Origin of the sequence: Hymenobacter glaciei (assembly GCF_039539585.1) — a bacterium.
Lineage (GTDB): Bacteria > Bacteroidota > Bacteroidia > Cytophagales > Hymenobacteraceae > Hymenobacter > Hymenobacter glaciei.
In genome coordinates, this window is record NZ_BAABDK010000005.1 from 49,265 (window position 1) to 70,125 (window position 20,861).

Annotated in this window: 12 protein-coding genes; 2 read left to right on the forward strand and 10 right to left on the reverse strand. The window is 61.3% G+C overall.

Annotated features, from left to right (window positions below):
- Window positions 1–26 precede the first annotated feature (26 nt).
- The 7 genes from dnaE to ABD837_RS03715 form a co-directional block, all read right to left on the reverse strand.
- A complete protein-coding gene (gene dnaE / locus ABD837_RS03685; RefSeq protein ID WP_345050414.1) occupies window positions 27–3,740 on the reverse strand; it encodes a DNA polymerase III subunit alpha in 3,714 nt (1,237 codons plus the stop codon).
- A gap of 199 nt (window positions 3,741–3,939) precedes the next feature.
- Complete coding sequence (locus tag ABD837_RS03690; protein ID WP_345050417.1) at window positions 3,940–6,498, reverse strand: LysM peptidoglycan-binding domain-containing protein; 2,559 nt, start codon at window positions 6,496–6,498, stop codon at window positions 3,940–3,942.
- A 223-nt stretch (window positions 6,499–6,721) separates the two neighbouring features.
- Entirely contained in the window at window positions 6,722–9,625 is a 2,904-nt protein-coding gene (locus tag ABD837_RS03695) for an outer membrane beta-barrel protein (RefSeq protein ID WP_345050419.1), read from the reverse strand.
- 72 nt (window positions 9,626–9,697) lie between these two features.
- Entirely contained in the window at window positions 9,698–10,372 is a 675-nt protein-coding gene (locus ABD837_RS03700) for an O-methyltransferase (RefSeq protein WP_345050420.1), read from the reverse strand.
- Window positions 10,365–10,820 (reverse strand): YDG/SRA domain-containing protein, encoded by a 456-nt coding sequence (locus ABD837_RS03705; protein ID WP_345050422.1) that lies wholly within the window; start codon window positions 10,818–10,820, stop codon window positions 10,365–10,367. Before ABD837_RS03705 ends, ABD837_RS03700 begins: the two co-directional genes overlap by 8 nt.
- Complete coding sequence (locus ABD837_RS03710; protein WP_345050424.1) at window positions 10,820–12,058, reverse strand: M16 family metallopeptidase; 1,239 nt, start codon at window positions 12,056–12,058, stop codon at window positions 10,820–10,822. Before ABD837_RS03710 ends, ABD837_RS03705 begins: the two co-directional genes overlap by 1 nt.
- 155 nt (window positions 12,059–12,213) lie before the next feature.
- A complete protein-coding gene (locus ABD837_RS03715; protein ID WP_345050427.1) occupies window positions 12,214–13,305 on the reverse strand; it encodes a glycosyltransferase family 9 protein in 1,092 nt (363 codons plus the stop codon).
- A gap of 186 nt (window positions 13,306–13,491) precedes the next feature.
- On the opposite strand from ABD837_RS03715, the gene ABD837_RS03720 reads away from it, so the two are divergent.
- On the forward strand, window positions 13,492–15,423 hold the full coding sequence (locus tag ABD837_RS03720) for an SPFH domain-containing protein (RefSeq protein WP_345050429.1): 1,932 nt from the start codon (window positions 13,492–13,494) through the stop codon (window positions 15,421–15,423).
- A gap of 90 nt (window positions 15,424–15,513) precedes the next feature.
- On the opposite strand, the gene ABD837_RS03725 is transcribed toward ABD837_RS03720, so the two are convergent.
- Both ABD837_RS03725 and ABD837_RS03730 read right to left on the reverse strand, forming a co-directional pair.
- Window positions 15,514–15,978: an AsnC family transcriptional regulator gene (locus ABD837_RS03725; RefSeq protein ID WP_345050431.1), complete on the reverse strand. Its 465-nt coding sequence runs from the start codon at window positions 15,976–15,978 to the stop codon at window positions 15,514–15,516.
- 407 nt (window positions 15,979–16,385) lie between these two features.
- Window positions 16,386–18,608, reverse strand: a complete 2,223-nt coding sequence (locus ABD837_RS03730; RefSeq protein ID WP_345050433.1) for a protein-disulfide reductase DsbD family protein — start codon at window positions 18,606–18,608, stop codon at window positions 16,386–16,388.
- Between the two features lie 265 nt (window positions 18,609–18,873).
- On the opposite strand from ABD837_RS03730, the gene ABD837_RS03735 reads away from it, so the two are divergent.
- The gene (locus ABD837_RS03735) at window positions 18,874–20,208 is read left to right on the forward strand and encodes a hemolysin family protein (RefSeq protein ID WP_345050435.1); all 1,335 of its coding nucleotides are present in this window, start codon (window positions 18,874–18,876) and stop codon (window positions 20,206–20,208) included.
- A gap of 72 nt (window positions 20,209–20,280) precedes the next feature.
- Here ABD837_RS03735 and ABD837_RS03740 read toward each other — a convergent pair whose 3' ends face one another.
- The gene (locus ABD837_RS03740; protein ID WP_345050437.1) at window positions 20,281–20,796 is read right to left on the reverse strand and encodes a gamma carbonic anhydrase family protein; all 516 of its coding nucleotides are present in this window, start codon (window positions 20,794–20,796) and stop codon (window positions 20,281–20,283) included.
- Between the last annotated feature and the right edge of the window lie 65 nt (window positions 20,797–20,861).

Genomic DNA, 20,861 nt, shown 5'->3' on the forward strand with positions numbered 1-20,861 from the left:
CCGAGGGGTATGTGATTTACTGCCATTTAAATCAGCGTGCACACTTCCATATCCAGTTCCTTCATTTTCTCGATGAAGGTTTTGGGCTCAATCTGAAAGCGGCGCGAGAACATGTCCACCGCCAAGTGTTCGTGCGGCTCTACGAACTGAATTTCGAGACGCTTACTCCCGGGGGCGTGCTCAATAGCTTCCTCCAGCCGGTCGAGCATGGGCGCGGTCACGGTGCGCAGGTCGAGCCGCACGCGGACGCCTTTGCTACGCTTTTCGGCCACGTCGGCCAGCGGCTCCATCGTGAGGATGCGCAGGTCCCACTGGTCCTGGGTGTGGCGACGCAGCTCCTGCTTTAGCTTCACGTACATGGGCGGCACCTGCTCGTTGGGGTAGTTGCGCGGGTTGATGAGGGGCGCAAACTTGGTGTAGTCGTCGCGGAACAGGGCCGGGTTGATGCTCGTCTCGTAGTCCTCCAGCGTGAAGGTGCAGAAGGGCTGGCCGGTTTTGGTGGTCTTGAATAATACGTTGTTAATCAGGCCCGCCACCGCAATTTCCTTGTTCTTGATTTCGTCGACTTTCTCCAGGCCGCAGGTGCAGTAGGCATCCAGCTCCAGCTTGTAGGCGTCGAGCGGGTGGCCCGAGAGGTAGAAGCCCACCACTTCCTTTTCGCGGCGCAGCTGCTCGGTTTTACTCCAGGGCTCCATCTCGTGGATTTTGGGCATGGGCGCGGACACCGCCCCAAAGGCTCCCGCGCCAAACAAGCTGTGCTGGGCCGATTCTTTGGCGGCGGCGTGCTGCTGGCCCACGCGCATGGCCTTTTCAATCAGGTTCTGGTCGCCGGCCGGTGCGTCCAGATACAGGCGGCGGTGCTTGTCGAAGCCATCGAAGGCGCCGGCCTGAGCCAAGCTTTCGAAAGTTTTCTTGTTCACGGTGCGCAGGTTCACGCGCTTGGCAAAGTCGAAAATGTCGGAGTATGGGCCGGTTTTCTCGCGCTCCTGCACCATGCTTTCCACGGCTAGCTCGCCCGCGCCCTTCACGGCACCCATGCCGAAACGAATGGCGCCTTCCTGGTTCACGTTGAATTTCAGGAGGCTCTCGTTCACATCCGGCCCCAGCACGGGCACGCCCTGCTTACGGGCTTCCTCGATGAAGAAGGTTACCTTCTTGATGTCGCCCATGTTGTTGGTGAGCACGGCGGCCATGTACTCGGCCGGGTAGTTCGCCTTCAAGTAACCCGTCTGATACGCCACTACTGAGTAGGCCGCCGAGTGCGAGCGGTTGAAGCCGTACTCCGCGAATTTCTCCATCACGTCGAACACGTCGTTGGCCTTTTTGGCCAGAATGCCGTGCAGGTTTTTCGCCCCTTCGATGAACTTCTCGCGCTCCAGGGCCATCTTTTTCATGTCCTTCTTGCCCATTGCCCGACGCAGCAAGTCGGCCCCACCGAGCGAGTAGCCGGCCAGAATCTGGGCCGTCTGCATAATCTGCTCCTGGTAAACCATGATGCCCTGGCTGTACTCCAGAATGGGTTTCAGCAGCTCGTGTGGGTATACTACTTCCTCGCGGCCGTGCTTGCGGTTGATGAAGTTCGGGATGAACTGCATCGGGCCCGGGCGGTACAGGGCGTTCATGGCAATCAGGTCCTCGATGTTGGTCGGTTTCAGGTCCTTGAGGTACTGCCGCATGCCTTCCGACTCGAACTGGAACGTGCCGATGGTATCGCCGCGCTGGTAGAGGGCGTAGGTCTTTTCGTCGTCGAGCGGAATCTCGTCGATGTCGATTTTCACGCCGTGGTTACGCTCAATCAGGCGCATGGCGTCCACGATGACGGTCAGGGTTTTCAGGCCCAGAAAGTCCATTTTCAGCATGCCCGCCGACTCAATCACCTTGCCGTCGAACTGCGTGATGAGCAGGTCCGAGTCCTTGGAAGTCGAAACGGGAATATACTTAGTGATGTCGTCCGGGGCGATAATCACGCCGGCCGCGTGAATACCGGTGTTGCGCACCGAGCCTTCGAGTTGCACGGCGAGGCGCAGAATCTGGCCCTTGAGGTTGTCCGGCGAAGTGTCGCGCAGGATGTACTCCAACTCCTGATTCTCGGCGAAGGCCCCGGCCAGGGTCGTACCCGGCTTTTCGGGCACCATCTTGGTGAGGTCGTTGGTCTGCGGCAGGGGCAGCTCCATGGCCCGGGCCACATCTTTAATAGACGACTTGGCGGCCATGGTGCCGAAGGTGATAATCTGGGCCACCTGCGTTTTGCCGTACTTATTCACCACGTAGTCGATGACTTTCTGACGGTTCACGTCGTCAAAGTCAATGTCGATGTCGGGCATCGACACGCGCTCGGGGTTCAGGAAACGCTCGAACAGCAGCGAATACTTAATCGGGTCGATGTTGGTAATGCCCACGCAGTAGGCCACCGCCGAGCCGGCGGCCGAACCTCGGCCCGGTCCCACGGCCACGCCAATGTTGCGGCCGTGGTTAATGAAGTCCTGGGTGATGAGGAAGTAGCCCGCAAAGCCCATCGTTTGGATGATGCGCAGCTCATAATCAAGCCGTTCTTCCACTTCGGGCGTGCGCTCGGAATAGCGCGGCGGCTTGGTCATCGTCACGGTGCCGTTGCCGGCGCTCGGGCCGAAGGCCCCCACGTAGGTCAGCTCGCGCAGGAATTCGTCGGCGTTGGCGAAGGGCGCGGGGATGGGGAAGTTGGGCAACAGGATGTCGCGCGCCAGCTTCGGAGGCGTGATTTTGTCGACAATCTCATTGGTATTGTCCACGCTCTCGGGCACGTCGATGAACAGCTCGTTCATCTGGGCCTGCGTTTTAAAGAAGAACTGGTCGTTGGCGAAGCCGAAGCGGGTGTGCGGCTTGGGCTTCTGCAGCTCCTCGTCGATGCGGCGCAGCTGCTTCTGGGCGCGCTCGTCGCGGCCGTGGTCGCGGCGCAGGTTGTCGAGCAGGTCGTACTTCACCTCGCCCCCGCTGGTCATTAGGGTGTAGTAGTTGGTGCGCATGTCGCCGACGGGGATGCTGTGCTCCTCGCCAGTGTTCACGCACAGCAGCAGGTCGTGGGCAGCGTAGTCGGTCTGGTCGACGTAGTGCGAGTCGTTGGTGCAGATGACCTTCACGTTGTATTTCCTCGCAAAGCCCAGCAGCACTTGGTTCACGTCTTCCTGGCTTTTGCCGGTGCCGTCGAAATTCATCAGCCCGTGGCGCTGGATTTCGATGTAGTAGTCCTCGCCGAACAAGTCGAGCCACCACTTCAACTTTTCCTCGGCCTCGGCTTCGCTTTTGAAGAGAATGGTTTGCGGAATCTCAGCGCCGATGCAGCAGCTGGTGGCAATCAGGCCCTCGTGATATTTCACCAAAAGCTCCCGGTCGATGCGCGGAAACTTCGAATACACGCCTTCGATGAAGCTCATTGAGCAGAGCTTGCTCAGGTTGTGGTAGCCAGCCTGGTCTTTGGCCAGCAGCAGCTGGTGGTGGCGCACGTCGCGCTCGCCCTTTTCGCGGCTGAAAGCCTTTTTGTGGCGGTCTTCCACCAGGTAAAACTCGCAGCCCACAATGGGCTTCACGTTGTACTTGTTGGCCTCGGCCACGAAGTTGAACGCCCCGAACATGTTGCCGTGGTCGGTGAGGGCCACGGCGGGCATGCCGTCCTTCTGGGCCTTCTTCATCAGGGCGCCAATGCTGGCCTGGCCGTCGAGCAGCGAGTATTGCGTGTGCGAGTGAAGGTGCGAGAAAACGGGCATTGGACGCTGGGCTTGATGAAGAATGAAGAATGAGGAATGAAAGATTAGAGATGGGTTAATGACCAATTCCTAATTCTTCATTCCTCATTCCTCATTATCAAAGATACCCCCGGCCGGAGGGCTTTGCCAAAGCATTTTTCCCGTCTGCCTGATTCCCTGAGTGCTGCGTTTTCAAACCGCGCGGCCAAGGCAGCGACGCCTACTTGCTGCCGCCCGGCAGCTGCAGCACCTCCCCGATTTTCACCCCTGTGTCGGCCGCTGCCCGTCCGTTGAGGGCTTGCAGGTCGGCCACTTTCGTGTGGTAGAGCACCGAAATGCTGTAAAGCGTTTCGCCGGGCTCCACGGTGTGGGTGGGTGGCCGGAGGTCGGCCGGGTCGCGGGCGGGCGTAGGCGTTGGCCGAGGCGCAGGCCGGGGCTTGAGCGCTGCGCCTACTTCCCCGGCCGGCTTGAGCAGCAGCATCTGTCCGGCTACCAGCTTGTAGGGAGCCTCCATTTGGTTGATGGCAATGAGCGTAGCGGGTGGTACATGGAAGCGGCGGCTCACGGCAAACACCGTTTCGCCGGGCTCGACGCGGTGAAAGGCTTCGGCGGGCGCGGGAAGCGCCGGCAGCGGCGCGGTCACCACCGTTGAGGCAGCCGGTGCGGCGGCCGGAGCCGGCCGGTACACCATCGCCGGCGGGCCGGCCGAGGGTTTTTCCACTACCGGTTGGCGAGCGGATGCCACTGGCCGCTCGGTGGGTGGAGCTTCTGCGGGCCGGGCGGCAGGTGTTTCCAGTGGGCGCGGCGCGGGAGTAGCCACGGCAGCAGCAGTTGCGGCCGGGCGGGCGGCGGGCACTTCGGCCGGGACAGCTGCCGGCGTCTCCACGGCCGCCGGGCGCGGCGTGGCAACCGGGCGCGGAACTGGCACCGGCGGTGGGGACGACAGCTCCGACAACTTATTGGCTTCGGTCGCCAGCTGCTCATCGGCCAGCGGCGCGGGGGCTGGCGCGGGGGCCGGTGGGGGCAGCTGCGGCCGCTCAGCCGCCGCAACCGGACGCGAGCCTGGCGTAGCAGCGGCGGGCGCAACTACCGCCGCGGGCGTTTCAGGAGCAGCCGGTTCTTCGGCATCGGGCGCCGCGGGCGCAACCGGGGCGGTGGCTGGAGTAGTCGATGGCGCAGGGGCGGCTGCACGACGCGGCGCGGGCACCGAGGGCGGGGCCGCGGTGGCTTGGGCCGTGGCCAGTACTTCGCCCCAACCATCGGCGGGTTCGGTGGCGGGCGGCACGGCTCGCGTTGGCATGGCGTTTTCACCCGCTGCCTTAGTTATCACGCGCTTGGATTCGCTGCCGTCGGCGTTTTTTACTTTCACTTTAATCTTCGTACGGCCACTTTCGGTAGCCGAACCGCGCGGCAGGGCTACGGCTTCGTTGGCCTGGTCCACCAGCTCGTCAACTCTGGTAGTGGTGGCTGATGGGCGTTCGAGGTTGGCGCTTTCGGTGAGGGCGCGGTATTCGGGGGCTACTTCGCGGGGCCGCACGTGCTGCAGCCATAACAGGCGGCCCGGGCGCAGCTCGTCGTTGCGGGCGAGGCGGTTTTTGCTGTAGACGGCCTTCTGGCGCATGCCGTATTTCTGAGCCACGTCGAACACGGTTTCGCCGGGTTGCAGCACGTGGTATTCCACAGCGCCCACGTCGCGCTTGGCTTCGAGGAAGTAAGGCCGGCCGGCAATGGCAGCATCAAACCCCGTGATTTCGTTGTGTTTCAGGAATTCACCGAGGCGCTGGTTGGCGCGGCGGGCCAGGTCCTGGGTGGTTTCGCCGGGCAGGGCCACCAGGGCGCGCAGGTTGTTGATGCGCACTTCGGCCGAGTTGGCCGCTACTGCGGGCAGGTTCAGCAGCTCGCCCTGGCTTTGCAGGCGCTGGTTGGCCACCATACCGGCGGCCTGCGTGATGTCGCCCACTGGCACAATCAACGTGTAGGGCTTATCGGCGGGCACGGTGGGGGCCAGCAGCCAGTGGTTGTGCGCCGCCAGCGCGGCCGAGTCAACGTGCAGCAGCAGCGCTTGGGCGTACAGCGACTGCCCCGCCACGGCCGGAAACTCCTGGAGCCGCAGCGCTGGCTGGGGGTTCTGGCCGCAGTAGGGCTCAAACGCCAGCTTCTGGGCCAGAAACATGAGTATGTAGGGCGACGTGGCCTCCGTGATGGTGACCTGGGTGGCATCGGTGTCGGTGGGCAACGTGTAGGGCCGCACGCCGGCGGCGCCGAGGTTGTAGCTCAGCAGGGCGTTCAGCCAGTTGTGGAGCACGGCGTTGTTGCGCTGCAGGTAGCGGGCCGCGGCGCGGGTACTGGTGGCCAGGTGCTGGCGTTCGTCCACGGCGGCGTTCACCGCCAGGCCCAGGCCGGTTGCGGTTTCCTGCTTCAGCTGCCAGTAGCCCACGGCTTCGTGAATGCTGCGGGCATCGCCTTGCAGGGCACTTTCCTGCAAAGCCAGGTAGCGGAAATCAAGCGGCACGCCTTCTTCCTGCAAAATGCGGTCGATGATGGGGAAAGAAGCATCCGCTAAGTCAACCCGGGCCTGGAACGAGGGCTGGTGCCGGCGCAGGCCGTCGGCCTTTTGCTGTACCAGGCGCCGGGCTTCGTCGGTGAGCACGAGGTGCAGGCCGGCCACGTCGAAAGCGGCGGGCACGGCGCCAGCCGATTGGGCCGGGGCAGTATTCTGGGCGGCCGCCGGGCCGGCCAGGGCCACCATCAACAGCAAAAAGGCAACGGGATTTCGCATGAGCAACGCACGGGCGGAACCACCAACGCGGCGGCTTCCAACCCGGAAGCTACAAAGAACCTGATTTCTGGGCGAATGTGCGCATTCCCTTGGCCAGAGGGCTAGTCAGGCGGGAGCCATGAAACATATTTAGGTATAAGTAGGGAATATGTTTCAAGCCGTGAAACATATTCGGGCAAAAGGAGAGAATAAGTTTCACAGATTCTCCGCCTTGCTTTTAGCATTATGGCTGCCCTCCACCTCCCCCATCGGGTCGGCCGCTCCCACCATCGGGCCGACGACCGCCACTGCCGGGCCGGCCAAAACCGCGGCCTTCGCGCCCGCCGCCTTCGCCCGCTTCGGGGGCCACCACGTTGCCGCTGCGAATGTTGTAGGTGAACATCAGCATGAGGTAGCGCTGCAGAATCGTGGTTTGCACGTCCTCGTAGTAGGCGTCGGTCACGTTGCGTTGGATGGAGCGGTTCTGGCCCAGGATGTCGAAAGCATAGAGCCGGATTTCGCCGCGCTGGCCCGGGAAGAGTTTCTTGCCGATGCTGGCGTTCCAAAGCAGGTACTGCTGGTTGTAGCCCGCCGCCAGGCCCGAGTAAGCCTGGTGCACAAGGTCGGTAGCCAGGTTGATGCCCGGGCCTACAATCCAGTTCAGCCGGAAGCGCGTCACCTGCGAAAAGTAGTTGGAGTTCAGCCGCGTTTGCAGGGAGTTGTACACGTAGTTCTGGTTCGACGTGGTCGAGGCCGTGAAATCGAGCTGCGAGCTGATGTTGGAGCTTAGCGTGAGGCCGGCCCCGAACGTGGGCACGCGGGCGTAGTTCAGGCCGCCGTTCACCAGGCCGGGGGTTTGGGTGAAGCCGGCGTTGGCGCTGAAGTTCACGTTGGTTTTGATGGCCTTGATGGGCCGGCCGTAGCTCAGTAGCGAGCGCACCGTGTACTGCTGGCTGAGGTTGGTGGGCTGCACCAGCTGGCCACCGGCGGGCAGGCGCACGCTGGGCGCACCTTCAGGCGTCACAATCGTGTCGCGGGCCGCCACAATGGTGCGGTTCGAAATCGGGTTCTGGGTGAATGCGCCCGACAGCAGCGCGAAGAAATTGCTCGCCACCTCGGGGCTGGAGGCCGAATAGCGGATGTTGAGCGAATGCTGGTATTCCTGGCGCAGCGCCGGGTTGCCAATGGTGAGCTGCAGCGGGTTCGCGTTGTTCACCACGGCCTGCAGCTGGCTCACGCTGGGCGGGTTGGTATTGGTGCGGTACATCAGGCGCAGGTTTTTTTGACGCGTGAAGCGGTAGTTGAACGTGGCGTTGGGCAGCACGTTCACGAAACTGTAGCGCCCGATGCTGGGACGCGGGTACTGCGCGTCGCTGTACAGCTCCGAGTACTGCCCAGCCAGCCCGAAGCTGGCCTGGTAGGTGCGCGTGATGTGCCGGTAGGTGAGCCCGCCCGACTGCGTGAGGTAATAGTTCTGAAACACGTTGCTCAGGCCCTCGTTCAGCTGGCGGGTGTCGCCGGTGAGCACGTCGTAGGTGTACTTGCTGGAGGTATTCGGCGCGTAGTTGATGGCGTAATTCCCTTGCAGCACGTCGGTTTTGCTCAGCGCTTCGGTCAGCGACAGGTTGGTGTTGATGCTGCCACCGTGCTGGGTGAGGTTGTTGGCCTGGTTGAGGTTGCTGCGGGGCGAGGCGTCGTTCACAGTCAGCAGCGTGGCGTTGCTGGTGCGCTGGCTGTAGCTGCCACCAACGGTAAGGCTGGCCGTGCGGCCGGCTTTGGCGAAGCGGTGACGCAGCAGCAGGTCGCCGCCGGTGTTCAGCCCTTGGTTGCTCGACGCGTAGTTGCTCGTGATGTTGCTCGCCGGCGCATCGCCCGCAAACGTGCGTCCATCGAGCCGGCTCGTAGCATCGTTCTGCTGGTAGCTGAAGCGCGGGCGGAATAGAATGGAGTTGGCCGAGTCCAGCTTGTGCTCCAGCCGCAGGTTGAAGCGCTGGTTGGTGTTCACGCTGTTGCTGAGGGCATCCTGGGTGTAGCGCGTGCCCGTCACATATTGCCGGTTGGTGTTGCTGAGCAGCGTATTATCAGCCCGATTGAAGAAGTAGCTGGCCGCGAGGTCGGTTTTCCTGTTCCAGGAGTTCGAGTAGTTCAGGCCCACCGCATTGGTTTTGGTGATGCCGCCGCTCTGGTTCACCAGGAAGTCGCCAGCATTGCCGCCGTTGCCGCCCTGCGGCGCCCCGCCCCCGCCGCGCTGGCCACCGCGCCCGCCGCCGCCCTGGTTGGAGTTGCCCACCACGCCCAGCAGGTCCTCAGTGCCGAAGTTCTGCTCGTTCACGTTGTTGCTCTGCGCCAGCACCGACATCCGCTCGTCGCCCTTGAACTTGTTCACGTTGCCGCTCACCTTGTAGCGTTCAGGTCCCGCGCCGGCCACCACCCGGCCGAACGTGCCGTTGCGGAATTCTACCTTGGTCACGATGTTGATGGTCTTAGTCGTGTTCCCGTCATCAAAGCCCGAAAAGCGGCTCTGCTCGCTGCGCTGGTCGAACACCTCAATCTTGTCCACCATCTCGGCGGGCAGGTTTTTCAGCACCGCGTCGGGGTCGCTGCCAAAAAAAGGCTTGCCGTCCACGAGCACCTGCTGCACGTTTTCGCCCTGGGCCTGCACCTTGCCGTCGGCCCCGCGGCTCACGCCGGGCAGTTTGTCGATGAGGTCGCCGGTGGTGGCGTCGGGGTTGGTTTTGAAGGCTTTGGCGTTGAACTGAGTGGTGTCGCCTTTCTGCACCGATTGAGCCGCCGCGCCCGTCACCACCACGCCCTTCAGCTGCACGCCGCCGGCCGGCAGGGCCAGCGTGCCCAGCTGCACCGGCGTGCCGGCAACCGTCACCGACTGGCGCACCGCCTGGTAACCCACGAAGGAGGCATCGAGCACGTAGCGCCCGGCAGCTACATTATCAAACTGAAACCGGCCGTCGGCATCAGCCGCGGCGCCAGTTTTCACCGAGTCGGGCAATCGAATCAGCAGCACGTTGGCTCCAATCAGGGCCGACTGGTCTTTGCCGTCGGTCACGCGGCCGCTCACCGTGGTGGGGGCCTGGGCGTGGGCGGCCGGTAGGGCCAGCATCACGAAAAGCAGGGTAAGCAGGTGTCGCATGGCAGCAGGAAAGGCCTTGAAAACTCGTCTGACAGCAACAGGACGAGCAGGATTAACTGCCCCGCCCGGCCGCTAGATTTTGCGCAGCAGCAGCAAGCCGTCGCGCAGCGGCAGAAACACCGGCTCCACCCGGGCGTCGCGGGCCACCTGGTCGTTGAAGGCGCGCACCAGCGGCGTGTCCTTGTCACCGGCTTTCAGCTCGTGCGCGGGCAGCACCTTGCCGCCCCACAGCACGTTGTCGACGATAAGCAGTCCACCGGGCCGGACCTGGTCAACCACCGCTTCAAAGTACGCGGCGTTATTCCGCTTGTCTGCGTCAATAAAGACGAGGTCCCACACTTCATCGACCAAGCCCGGCAAAACATCGAGCGCCGCGCCGATGTGCAGCCGCACCTGGTCCGTAATTCCGGCTGCCGCCACGTAGCGCCGGATGCGGGCCTCCCGCTCTGGTTCTATTTCGATGGTGTGCAGCAGCCCGTTACCGGCCAGTCCCTCGGCCAGGCACAGCGTGGCATACCCGCAAAACGTGCCAATTTCCAGGATTCTCAACGGCCGCATCAGGTGGCTGAGCATGCTCAGGAAACGGCCCTGGACGTGGCCGCTGCTCATGCGCGGCATCAGGAGCTGCAGGTACGTTTCGCGGGTGAGCTGGGCCAGCAGCGGCGGCTCGGGCGCGGTGTGCTGGGCGGCGTAGATGTCGAGCGGGTCGGTCATGGTTGTAATAGCGTTGCCTTTCGCGTCAGCCAACGTGGTAATGGTGTAGCCGAAAAACGTACACGTTGAATCCTGACTTCCCCGGCCCAAAACTGGAGCCCACCACTCGGTATAACCCTTCGTAGCGGTACACTTCAGGCCCACCATCTTCAGCGGGTACCTTGCGCAATACCCGCACCGGACGACCGGTTTCTGCGCTTTTCAGCAGGGCCAGAATGCCCGTGGTGGCCACTTGGTTGGTGATTTGGCGGCCAGTTTTGGGGTCGCGCCCACCATTGCCGGAATACAGAATTTCGTCTTCGCCGAAGTTATCTTCCTCGTACTGGCCGGCTAGCACGATGCTCTCCGCTCCGAGCAGTTGCGTACCGCACACCCCGGTTCGGCGCGGGCGGTGCACGCCACTCAACGACAAATCGATGCGGTTGCGGAACGTGTCGCCCGGCCGGTAGCTGCCCACATGGCCGAAAACGGGTTGGCTCATTACTTTCCTTCCGGCACGTATTGCAGCACGCTCAGGTGCTCTTCGGTCAACACTTCGTTGGCCATTTCCTGCAATTCGGCCGCCGAAACCTTCTCAATTTTCGCAAAAATCTCGCTCAACGGTTCTACCCGTCCCAGGTCGAGGGTGCTTTTGCCCAGTAGCTGCATCAGGCCGCTGTTGCTTTCCTCGCTCATGGCGAGCTGGCCCATCAGCTGGTGCTTGGCTACGTGCAGTTGGTTGGTGGTGAGGGATTTTTCGCGCAGCAGCTTCAGTTCCTTTTGCACCAGGCCCAGCGTACGCTTCACCTGCTTGCCTTCGGTGCCAAAATAAATGCCGAACAGGCCAGTGTCGGTGTAGGGCGAATACGTGCTGTCGATGGTGTACACCAGGCCGTACTTCTCACGCACCGCCAGGTTCAGGCGCGAGTTCATGCCCGGGCCGCCCAGAATGTTGTTCAGCATGAAGAACGGGATGCGGCGCGCATCGTTCAGCGAGTAGGCCGGGCCGCCAATCAGGCAATGGGCCTGCTGAATGGGCCGGGTTTCCGTCTGCGACTTGCGTTCGTAGCCCCCTACTGGCCGGCGCGTGCGTGGCCCCAGCCGGGCCGGCAGCGGCGCCAAAAACTTGTCGGCCAGCCGTTTCACTTCGGCAAACGGCAGGTTGCTTACCGAACTGAACACCAGCCGGTCGGTGCGCATCTGCTCCTGCAAAAAGGCGTGGAAGTCGGCCGTTTGGAAGCGGCTTACGCTCTCGCGGGTGCCCAGAATGTTCACGCCCAGCGGGTGGTCGCCAAACACCACGGTGTCAAAATCGTCGATGATGGCATCCTCCGGCGCATCCTGGTACATGCTCATCTCCTCCAGAATCACGCCCCGCTCCTTCTCCAGCTCGCGGCCCGAAAACACGGAATTGAACGTGAGGTCCGTTAGCAGCTCAAACGCGCGCTCGAAGTGTGTGCTCAGCAGCGCGGCGTAGAAACAGATTTTTTCCTTGGTGGTGTAGGCGTTCAGCTCGCCGCCCACGGTTTCGAGGCGGTTGAGGATGTGGAAGCTCTTGCGTTTTTCAGTGCCTTTGAAAGCCATGTGCTCCCAGAAGTGCGCCAAGCCTTGCTGGTGGGGCGCCTCATCGCGCGAGCCAATATCGAGCAAAAACCCGCAATGCGCTATTTTAGTGTGCAGTACCTGCTTGTGCAGCAGGCGGATACCGTTAGGATATTCGTGGATGTTGTAATCAAGCATAAGTAATACAAAGGTACAGTAGCGCGCACGTAGCACGCCGCTCCGTAGCACGCAGCCCTTGCTGCGTACGCGAGCGAAGCGAGCATCCGGCGAGTGGCCCCGGAGGTACCTTCTCGCCACGCTCGCACTAGGCAGCAAAGGCTGCGTGCTACGTGTTACACAACCGGCAACGTGGCCAAGAGTTGAGTTACTTCAATGCTATACGCGCAGCGAAAGTGCCCCAGCGGGCAGGCGGCGTGCCCATGCAGCCCACAAGGCTTGCACGCCAGCGGCTCCGTGGTTTCGACTACGAACGAAACCGGCGACAGCGGCCCGAATCCAAACGCGGGCACCGTGCTGCAAAACACCGCCGTAACGGGCGCGCCTACCGCCGAGCACAGGTGCATGGGGGCCGAGTCGTTCACATAGTTCATCACCGCTCCACGCATCAGCGCGGCCGAGGCCAGCAGCCCGATTTTCCCGGCAATGCTGATGACGTTTTCGCGCCCACTCGCTGCGGCCAGGTGCTCGCAGGCGGCCACGTCGGGGGGGCCACCCAGCAGGTACACGCGCAGGCCGGCGGGCAGCGCCGCCAGCAGCTCCAGCCACTTTTCTTCCGGGTATTGCTTGGTAAACCACACCGAGGTAGGTGCCAAGCAGATATAGGGGCCGGCCGCTGCGTAAGGTGCCACGGCGGTTTCGTCGGCCGCCGTGGGGTATAAGCGGGGGCGGTACGCTTCGCTTAATGAAGAATTAAGAATGAGGAATGAGGAATTAGCCGGCAATTCGGCCGATGATAATTCCTCATTCCTCATCCCTAATTCTTCATTGCTGCGCAGCAGCGCCAGATTACGTTCAACCTCATGCGTGCCATCGCCGATGACGTGCGGCACGCAGCGGGTGAAAAACCGACTCAGCGGGTTCTTAGCGAAGCCAATACGCGCTGGCGCCCCCGAAAAAGCAGTGAGAAAGCCCGTGCTGGCAAAGCGCTGGAGCGTGACTACGCGGCCGTATTTGGCAGCCCGAATCTGGCCCAGCAAATCCCACAGCCCTGCGTATTTGCGGTGTTTTTTATCCCAAATCAGCACCCGGCGCACGTGCGGATGGCCGGCCAATAGCCCCTCATTGCCGCGCCGCACCAGCACGTCGACGGGCGTAGCAGGCTCGGTCTGGCGCAGGTATTCGAGCAGGGCCGTCATCAGAATCACGTCGCCGATGAAGGCAGTCTGGATGAGCAGTGTGGCGGGCGGAGCGGGAGCAATGGGCACGACACAAAATTACGCCGGGCCGCCGGGTAGCACACGGCCGGCTCCGTACCAAGGCGGAATGCTACCTTTCCGGCAGCATTCCGCCGGGCTGGTTTATCCGCAGCCGTTGTAATGCCCGGTGCGACTTGCCGATTCAGCCGCTGCTCATGCTTTTTCAAGCGCTTTCCTTTTTCCTGCACCCTTTCTATGTTTTTAGCAATTACTGTTTCGCTGGCGTACGCCGCCGTTGGCGTCGTTGTCGGCCTGCTCATTCTTCTACTACTAGCTAAGTCTCTGCTTGGCATCGTCGTCATCGGCGAGATGGAAGTGGGCGTGGTCGTGAAAAAATTCTCGCGGCGCAGCCTCGCCCCCGGCCGGCTCATTGCCCTCGAAGGCGAAGCCGGCTACCAGGCCGATACCCTCGCCCCTGGCTGGCACTTCTTCCTTTGGCCCTGGCAGTTTTCCGTCAGCAAAGCGCCGGTGATAATCGTGCCGCAGGGCGAAATCGGCCTTGTGGTGGCCAACGGTGGCGACCCCATCCCGCCCAGCCACATCCTGGCCCGCGAAATCGACTGCGACAACTACCAGGATGCCCGCGCCTTCCTCACCAAAGGCGGCGAGAAGGGTCGGCAAATCGGCATGCTCACGGCCGGCACCTACCGCATCAACACGGCCCTGTTCACGGTCATCACCCAAGGCAACGCGGGCTCGATGGGCATGCGGCCCGAAGAGCTGTTCATTTACCGCGTGGCCCCCGATGCGGTGGGCATCGTTACTACGCTCGACGGCGTACCCATCACGCCCGGCGAAATCGCCGGCCCCGTCATTCCCAGCCACAACAACTTCCAGGATGCGCAGGCATTTCTTTCGGCTGGCGGCAGCCGCGGCCTGCAGGAGCAAATCTTGCTCTCCGGCTCCTGGAACCTGAACCCGTGGTTTGCCCGGGTCGAGCAGGTGCCCATGACGGAAATTCCCATTGGCCACGTTGGGGTGGTCATCTCCTTCGTCGGCCGCCCGGCCGTTGATGTCAGCGGGGCTGATTTCACCCACGGCAACCTCGTTGAGGTCGGCCACAAAGGCATCTGGGCCACGCCGCTTTACCCCGGCCGCCAGCCTCTGAACACGCACATCATGAAAGTGGAGTTGATTCCGACCACCAACATCGTGCTCAACTGGGCCGTGCGTACCGAGGCCCACGGCTACGACGACCACCTGAGCAGCATCACGGTGCGCTCGCGCGACGGCTTCTCCTTCAACCTCGACGTAGCCCAGATTATCCACGTCGGCGCGCTCGATGCTCCACGCGTCATCTCCCGGGTGGGCTCGATGAAAAACCTGGTCGACCATGTGCTGGAGCCCATCGTGGGCAACTATTTCCGCAATTCCAGCCAGGAGTTCACCGTGCTCGACTACCTCACCAACCGCGCCGAGCGCCAGCGCGAAGCCTCGTCCTACATCCGCACGGCCCTGAGTGAGTACAACGTGCAGGCCGTTGATACGCTCATCGGCGACATTGTGCCGCCGCAGCAGCTGATGACCACCCAAACCGACCGCAAACTGGCCGAGGAGCAGCGCAAAACCTACGAAGTACAGCAGGCGGCCCAAACCCAGCGCCAGGCGCTGGTGCGCGAAACCAGCATCGCCGATATTCAGAATTCGCTTGTGCAAAGTGAGCAGGGCGTAAACATCGCCGAGCTCCAGGCCAACGCTCAGGTGAAAAAGGTACGCGGCGAAGCCGAGGCCGCCAAGCTGCGCGCCGGCGGCGAGGCCGAAAGCACCCGCCTCCGCGCCATTGCCGACTCCGAAGCCACTCGCCTGCGGGGCGTGGGCGAAGCCGAAGCCATTCGCGCTATCGGCAATGCCAAGGCCGAAGCCTACCGCGTGGGCGTCGAAAGCCTTGGCACCCGCGAGTTCACCGGCCTACAGCTGATGCAGATTATCGGCGACCGGCAGGTGAAAATTGTGCCCGAGGTGCAGGCCAACGGCGGTGGTACTGGGGCAGGCGGCGGCTTGGTTGAGGCGCTCATTGGATTACTGGCCCAGCAGCAAACAGCTCAGCTTACTAACCCCACTCCTGTTCCGCAGCCTACTCCACTAAAACCTGAGGCACCCGGAGCTGCTTCCGATTCGGCTATCTAATCAGGACAAAGGATTTCACGAAACAGCCCGTTATGCTGCGCTTATCGCAGCATAACGGGCTGTTTCGTGAAATAAAGTATTAGCCGTCGGCTAGGTTAATTCGGCGGAGCGGCTGAGCACTTCTTCGAGCGAAATCAGCGTTTCGGTGCGCAGAATGCCTTCGATGGGCTGGATACGGTCGTGCAATACATCGCGCAAGTGTTGGGTATCGCGGCATTGCAGGCGGGCGAATACGCCGTAAGCTCCGGTGGTGAAGTTGATGTTTACTACTTCCGGAATTTCGCGCAGCTGGTTCACCACGGCCGTGTATTCCGAGCTCTTTTGCAGGTAGATACCCAGAAAGGCGCTTACGCCGTAGCCCAGCTTCTGGTAGTCGATGCGCAGGGTAGCGCCCTGCACGATGCCAATCTCTTCGAGACGGGCCATCCGCACGTGCACAGTGCCACCGGACACATTCACTTTTCGGGCAATTTCGGTGTAGGGCATCTTCGCGTCCTGAATAAGCAGGTTCAGAATGTGCCGGTCGGTGTCATCAAGTTCGTAGTTACGAGCCATTTTTTGCAGGAAAGGTTTGATAATATTCGTAAGTTAACGGCTAAAAATTAAATTAATTGCAATTATTTAATTCAGAGCCTTGATTATTTGTATTGGTTATTGCAAGGCGTTACATTTGTTGCAATCCTGTGCAGCTTACCACGGCAGCAACGTAGCCGAATCCTTCAGCTTCTCTGGTTCTTCGCTTCGTGCGAAGCCCGCGGGCCGATAATTCATGAAAAGCGTACGCGCTTTTGCTACGGTTGTGGTTTGTTGCGAAGGGGAAGAGGGGAAAACGGGGCTGCGCATCTGGGTGGGTGCGCTCCTCAACACTGGTAAGAGGCGGCCTCTGGGTGGGGGCCGCCTCTTCGTGTTTTAGCCAAAAGAGCAAATTCACTGCCATCATCACATTCCATGCCCGGGCGGGCCTATCGGGTAGCGACTGGCGCTGTCTTACGAAATTGCTCGGTACCAGCCCGCAGAAAGGCGTTGAACTGCGCCACGTCGGGCTCGTAGGCAATAGGTGCAACCAAAGGCCTGTTGGTTGCATCGTTGGGGTCGAGCAAAATGTAAAAAGGCTGGGCATTTACGCCGTAGCGGGTTATCTGGAGGTCGGCGTTCTGCTTGCCGAGGGTGGTTTTCACTTGCTTGTCGTGCGTTGAGGTGTACCATTCCTTCTGGGGAAGCTCGGTTTTATCGTCGACGTATAGCGCCACCACCACGTAGTCGTTGCGCAGTTGGTTCAGCACTTGCGGGTCGCTCCACACGGTGGCTTCCATCTTGCGGCAGTTCACGCAGGCATGGCCCGTGAAGTCGATGAAAATGGGTTTGTGCTCTTGCCGGGCCACACGCTTGGCCTGCTCCAGGTCGAAGTAGCCGTTGAGGTTGTGGGGCAGCTCGAGGAAGTCGCCGAAGCGGGGAATTTCACGGGCCGATGCGGCGCTGGCTGCAACAGCCGGAGTGCCGCCCTCAGCGGCGGCTACCGAGAAGTCGTGCTTGCTCTGGGGCGGCAGGTAGCCGGCCAGCAGCGGCAGCGGGGCCCCAAACAGGCCCGGCACGAGGTATACAGTGAAGGCCAAGGCCAGCACGGCCATCAGCAGGCGGCCCACACTGAGGTGGTCGATGGGCGAATCGTGCGAGAGGCGATACTTGCCCAGCAGGTAAAAGCCCAGCAGCGCCGACAGCACAATCCAGAGCACAATGTAGACGTCGCGGTTGAGCAGGTGCCAATGGTAGGCCAGGTCGGCGGTGCTCAGGAACTTGAGGGCCAGCATTAACTCGATGAAGCCCAGCACCACTTTCACCGTGTTCAGCCAGCCACCCGAGCGGGGCAGGCTTTTCAGCCACGAGGGGAAGATGGCAAACAGCGTGAACGGCAACGCAAATGCCAGCGAAAAGCCCAGCATGCCCACAATGGGCTGGATGCGCTCGCCCCGCGCGGCCATGCTCAGGATGCTGCCTACGATGGGCGCGGTGCACGAAAACGACACCACCACCAGCGTAAGCGCCATGAAGAAGATGCCGGCCCAGCCACCTTTATCAGCCTGCGCATCCACCGAATTCACAATCTGGTGAGGCAAAGTGATTTCAAACAGGCCCAGAAACGAAAGGCCGAACACGACGAATACAACGAAGAAAATCAGGTTGGGCAGCCAGTGCGTGGCAATGAGGTTGGGCCCATCTTCGCCAAGCAACACCGATACAAGCACCCCCATCAGCACATAGATACCGATGATGCTGGCCCCGTAAACCAGGGCTTTGAAAATGCCCCGCTGGCGACTGTCGTTGCCGCTCGTGAAAAGCGAAACCGTCATGGGCACCATTGGGAACACGCAGGGCGTAATCAGCGCGGCGAGGCCAAACGTGAAGGCCAGCAGCGCAAAAGCCCAGAGGCCGCCGGCTTTGTTTACGGGGTCGGCCGCGAGGGCAACGTTAGCTACTTCCGGCGCAGGGGCAGCCTCGGGGGTACTGGCTGCGGCAGGAGCGGTAGTTGCAGGAGCCGCCGCAGTGGCAGGCGTTGCATCGTCGGCAACTGGGGCAATGGCTGCTTCGGCAATGGGAGCCTGCGTAGCGGGCGCAACGCTTGTAGGCGCGGCAGCTGTGGGCATAGCAGTTGCAACACCAGCCGCCGGAGTAACAGCCGGCACTACAGCGGCTTTGGCAGCCGTTGCGGCCACGGTCAGCGGCCCGAACGTCAGGGTTTCGTTGCCGGGCACGCACTTGCCGTCGACAGTAGTGCAGCTTTGGTAGTCAGCCTCTGCGGTGATGCTGAGCGGACCAGGCTGGAGCACCTTAATACGCTGACGCAGCTGGCCGGATTTTTCCCACAAAGCCACTTCGCCCTTGAAAACTTCGTCCTGCTCGTGGTGCGACTTGATGGATTGCAGCTTGCCCACCAGGGCATAGGCCGGGCTGGGCTTAAACTTGAGGGTAAATACCACCGGGCCCACTTCATCGCTGAAATCGGAGGCGTAGAGGTGCCACTTGTCGTCGATGCGGGCGTTGATAATCAGCTCTACTTCGTCGCCTACTTTGGCAGTGGGCTTGCTCGTGGTGGTGCTCAGGTGAGTTGGCGTAATAATCTGAGCCGTAGCCGATGCCGCCAGGCCCAGCCAGAGCAGCAGCACGGGCAGTATCCGAAAATTTTTCATGAGGGATTCGATTGTCGTGTTGTCACTTTCCACGCGTGGCTCTCTGATACCGGAAAAGGCCGGCTTCTGTTCTCAGATGGCCCACCGGACAGACGCTGCGTTGCCCCATTCATTTCTTTTCACACGCCTTTCGGACGACAAAATTACATCCTTCTAAGCAACAAATGCACCCCTCAGTAGGCCCGCCCCCTAACTACCTGCGCCAAACTGCGTACTTTTGAGCAACAATGGCCCCCAGACCGACCGCGTCGCGAGGGCCGCCAACATGGGTTTAAAAATATTCTTCACCATTCTGCTGGTTCTGCTGAATGGTTTTTTCGTCGCCGCCGAATTCTCTCTCATCCGGGTCCGGATGTCGGCTATTGAGATTAAAGCGAAGGAAGGCAGCCGGTTGGCGAAGCTGGTTCTGAGCATTTTACACAATCTCTACGGCTACCTGTCGGCCACGCAGCTGGGCGTTACCATCGCCTCCCTGCTGCTCGGTGCCGTGGGCGAGGAGGTAACCACTGAGCTTATCAAGGGCGCAGTCGAGAAATCGGGTTTCACAATTGCCCCGGCTGCGGCCCACACGCTATCGGTGGTGGTAGGCTTGGTTATCATCACGATTCTGCACGTGCTGTTTGGGGAGTTGTTCCCAAAAGCCCTCGCCATTCAGCGTTCTGAGTCGGTGAGCATGGCCCTCGCCCTGCCGCTGCGCATCTTTTACTACATCACGCTGCCGCTGACGTGGTTTTTGTCGAAGGCCTCCAACTTCATGCTGGGACTTATTGGCATCACCAACCTGCACGGCACCGAGGCCCACACCTCCGACGAGTTGCGCCTGCTGCTCGACCAGAGCAAGGAAAGCGGCGAGATTCAGGACTCCGAGCACGAGCTCATCGAGAACGTATTTCAGTTCAACGACCGCATGGTGAAGCAGATTATGGTGCCCCGCACCAAGCTGTCGGCCCTGGACGTGAACGCGCCCGAAGAACAGATTCTCGACTGCGTGTTTAGCGAAGGCTTCTCGCGGATGCCAGTGTACGAGGGCAACATCGATAACATCGTGGGCGTGCTCAACGTGAAGGACCTGCTGCCCATCATCCGGCGCGGCGAGCCCGTGGAGCTGGCCCGCATCATGCGCGCGCCCTACTTCGTGCCCGAAACCAAGAAAATCAACCGCCTGCTGCGCCAGTTTCAGCGCAAGCACATCGTGATGGCCATTGTGAGCGACGAGTTCGGCGGCGTGTCGGGCATTGTCACCATCGAGGACATCATGGAGGAGCTGGTCGGCGAAATCCAGGACGAGTACGATAACGAAGTACCCGTAGTGGAGAAAGTGGCCGAAGACGAATACCGCGTGAACCCCGCCACGCCCATCTCCGACGCCAACGAGTACCTCCCCTTCCCGCTGCCCGAGGGCGAAGACTACGAAACTGTGGGCGGCTTGCTCAACGTCATCTACGGCAGCATTCCAGAAGTAGGCGACGTGGCTGTGCTCGACCCCTACGAGTTTCGGGTACTGCAGCGCTCCCACCGGGTGGTGGAGCTGGTGCAGCTTCGCGTCACCACCCCCGCCGAGCGCGAAGCCCCGCGCGGCGAACTCAGCGACGAGGTGTAGCAACCTGTGAATGGAAAAGCAAAAAAGCCCACCTGATGAAACAGGCGGGCTTTTTTGCTTTTTTGGGCATTCTTATTCCTTCAGCCAACTGGCGTAAGTCTGATAATTGGCGGCGGTTCGGCGCAGGCCGGCCTGCTGTTCTTCCGTCACGGGCTTGATTTTTTTGGCGGGCACGCCAGCGTAGAGAAAGCCTGGCTCGCACACAAAATTTTCCAGCACCACCGCCCCCGCCGCAATAATACAGCCCGTGCCGACCACGGCGTGGTCCATTACAATCGCGCCCATGCCGATGAGCACGTCGTCCTCGACCGTGCAGCCGTGCACCAGCGCCCGATGCCCGATGCTGACGCGGCTGCCGATAGTGAGCGGAGCCTTTTGGTAGGTGCAGTGCAGCACGGCGCCATCCTGAATGTTGGTTTCGTCGCCGATGCGAATGCTGTGCACGTCGCCCCGAATAACGGCGGTAAACCAGACGGTGCATTTATTTCCGAGGACAACATCGCCGATGATGGTGGCATTATCGGCCACAAAGCAGTCGGCGGGAATAGTAGGCGTGATGCCGTGAACGGGGAGAATGAGGGCGGGCATGGGTAGTTATCAATTAGCGCGAGAACGTCATGTCGAGCGCAGCCGAGACATCTCGCTTGGAGGAG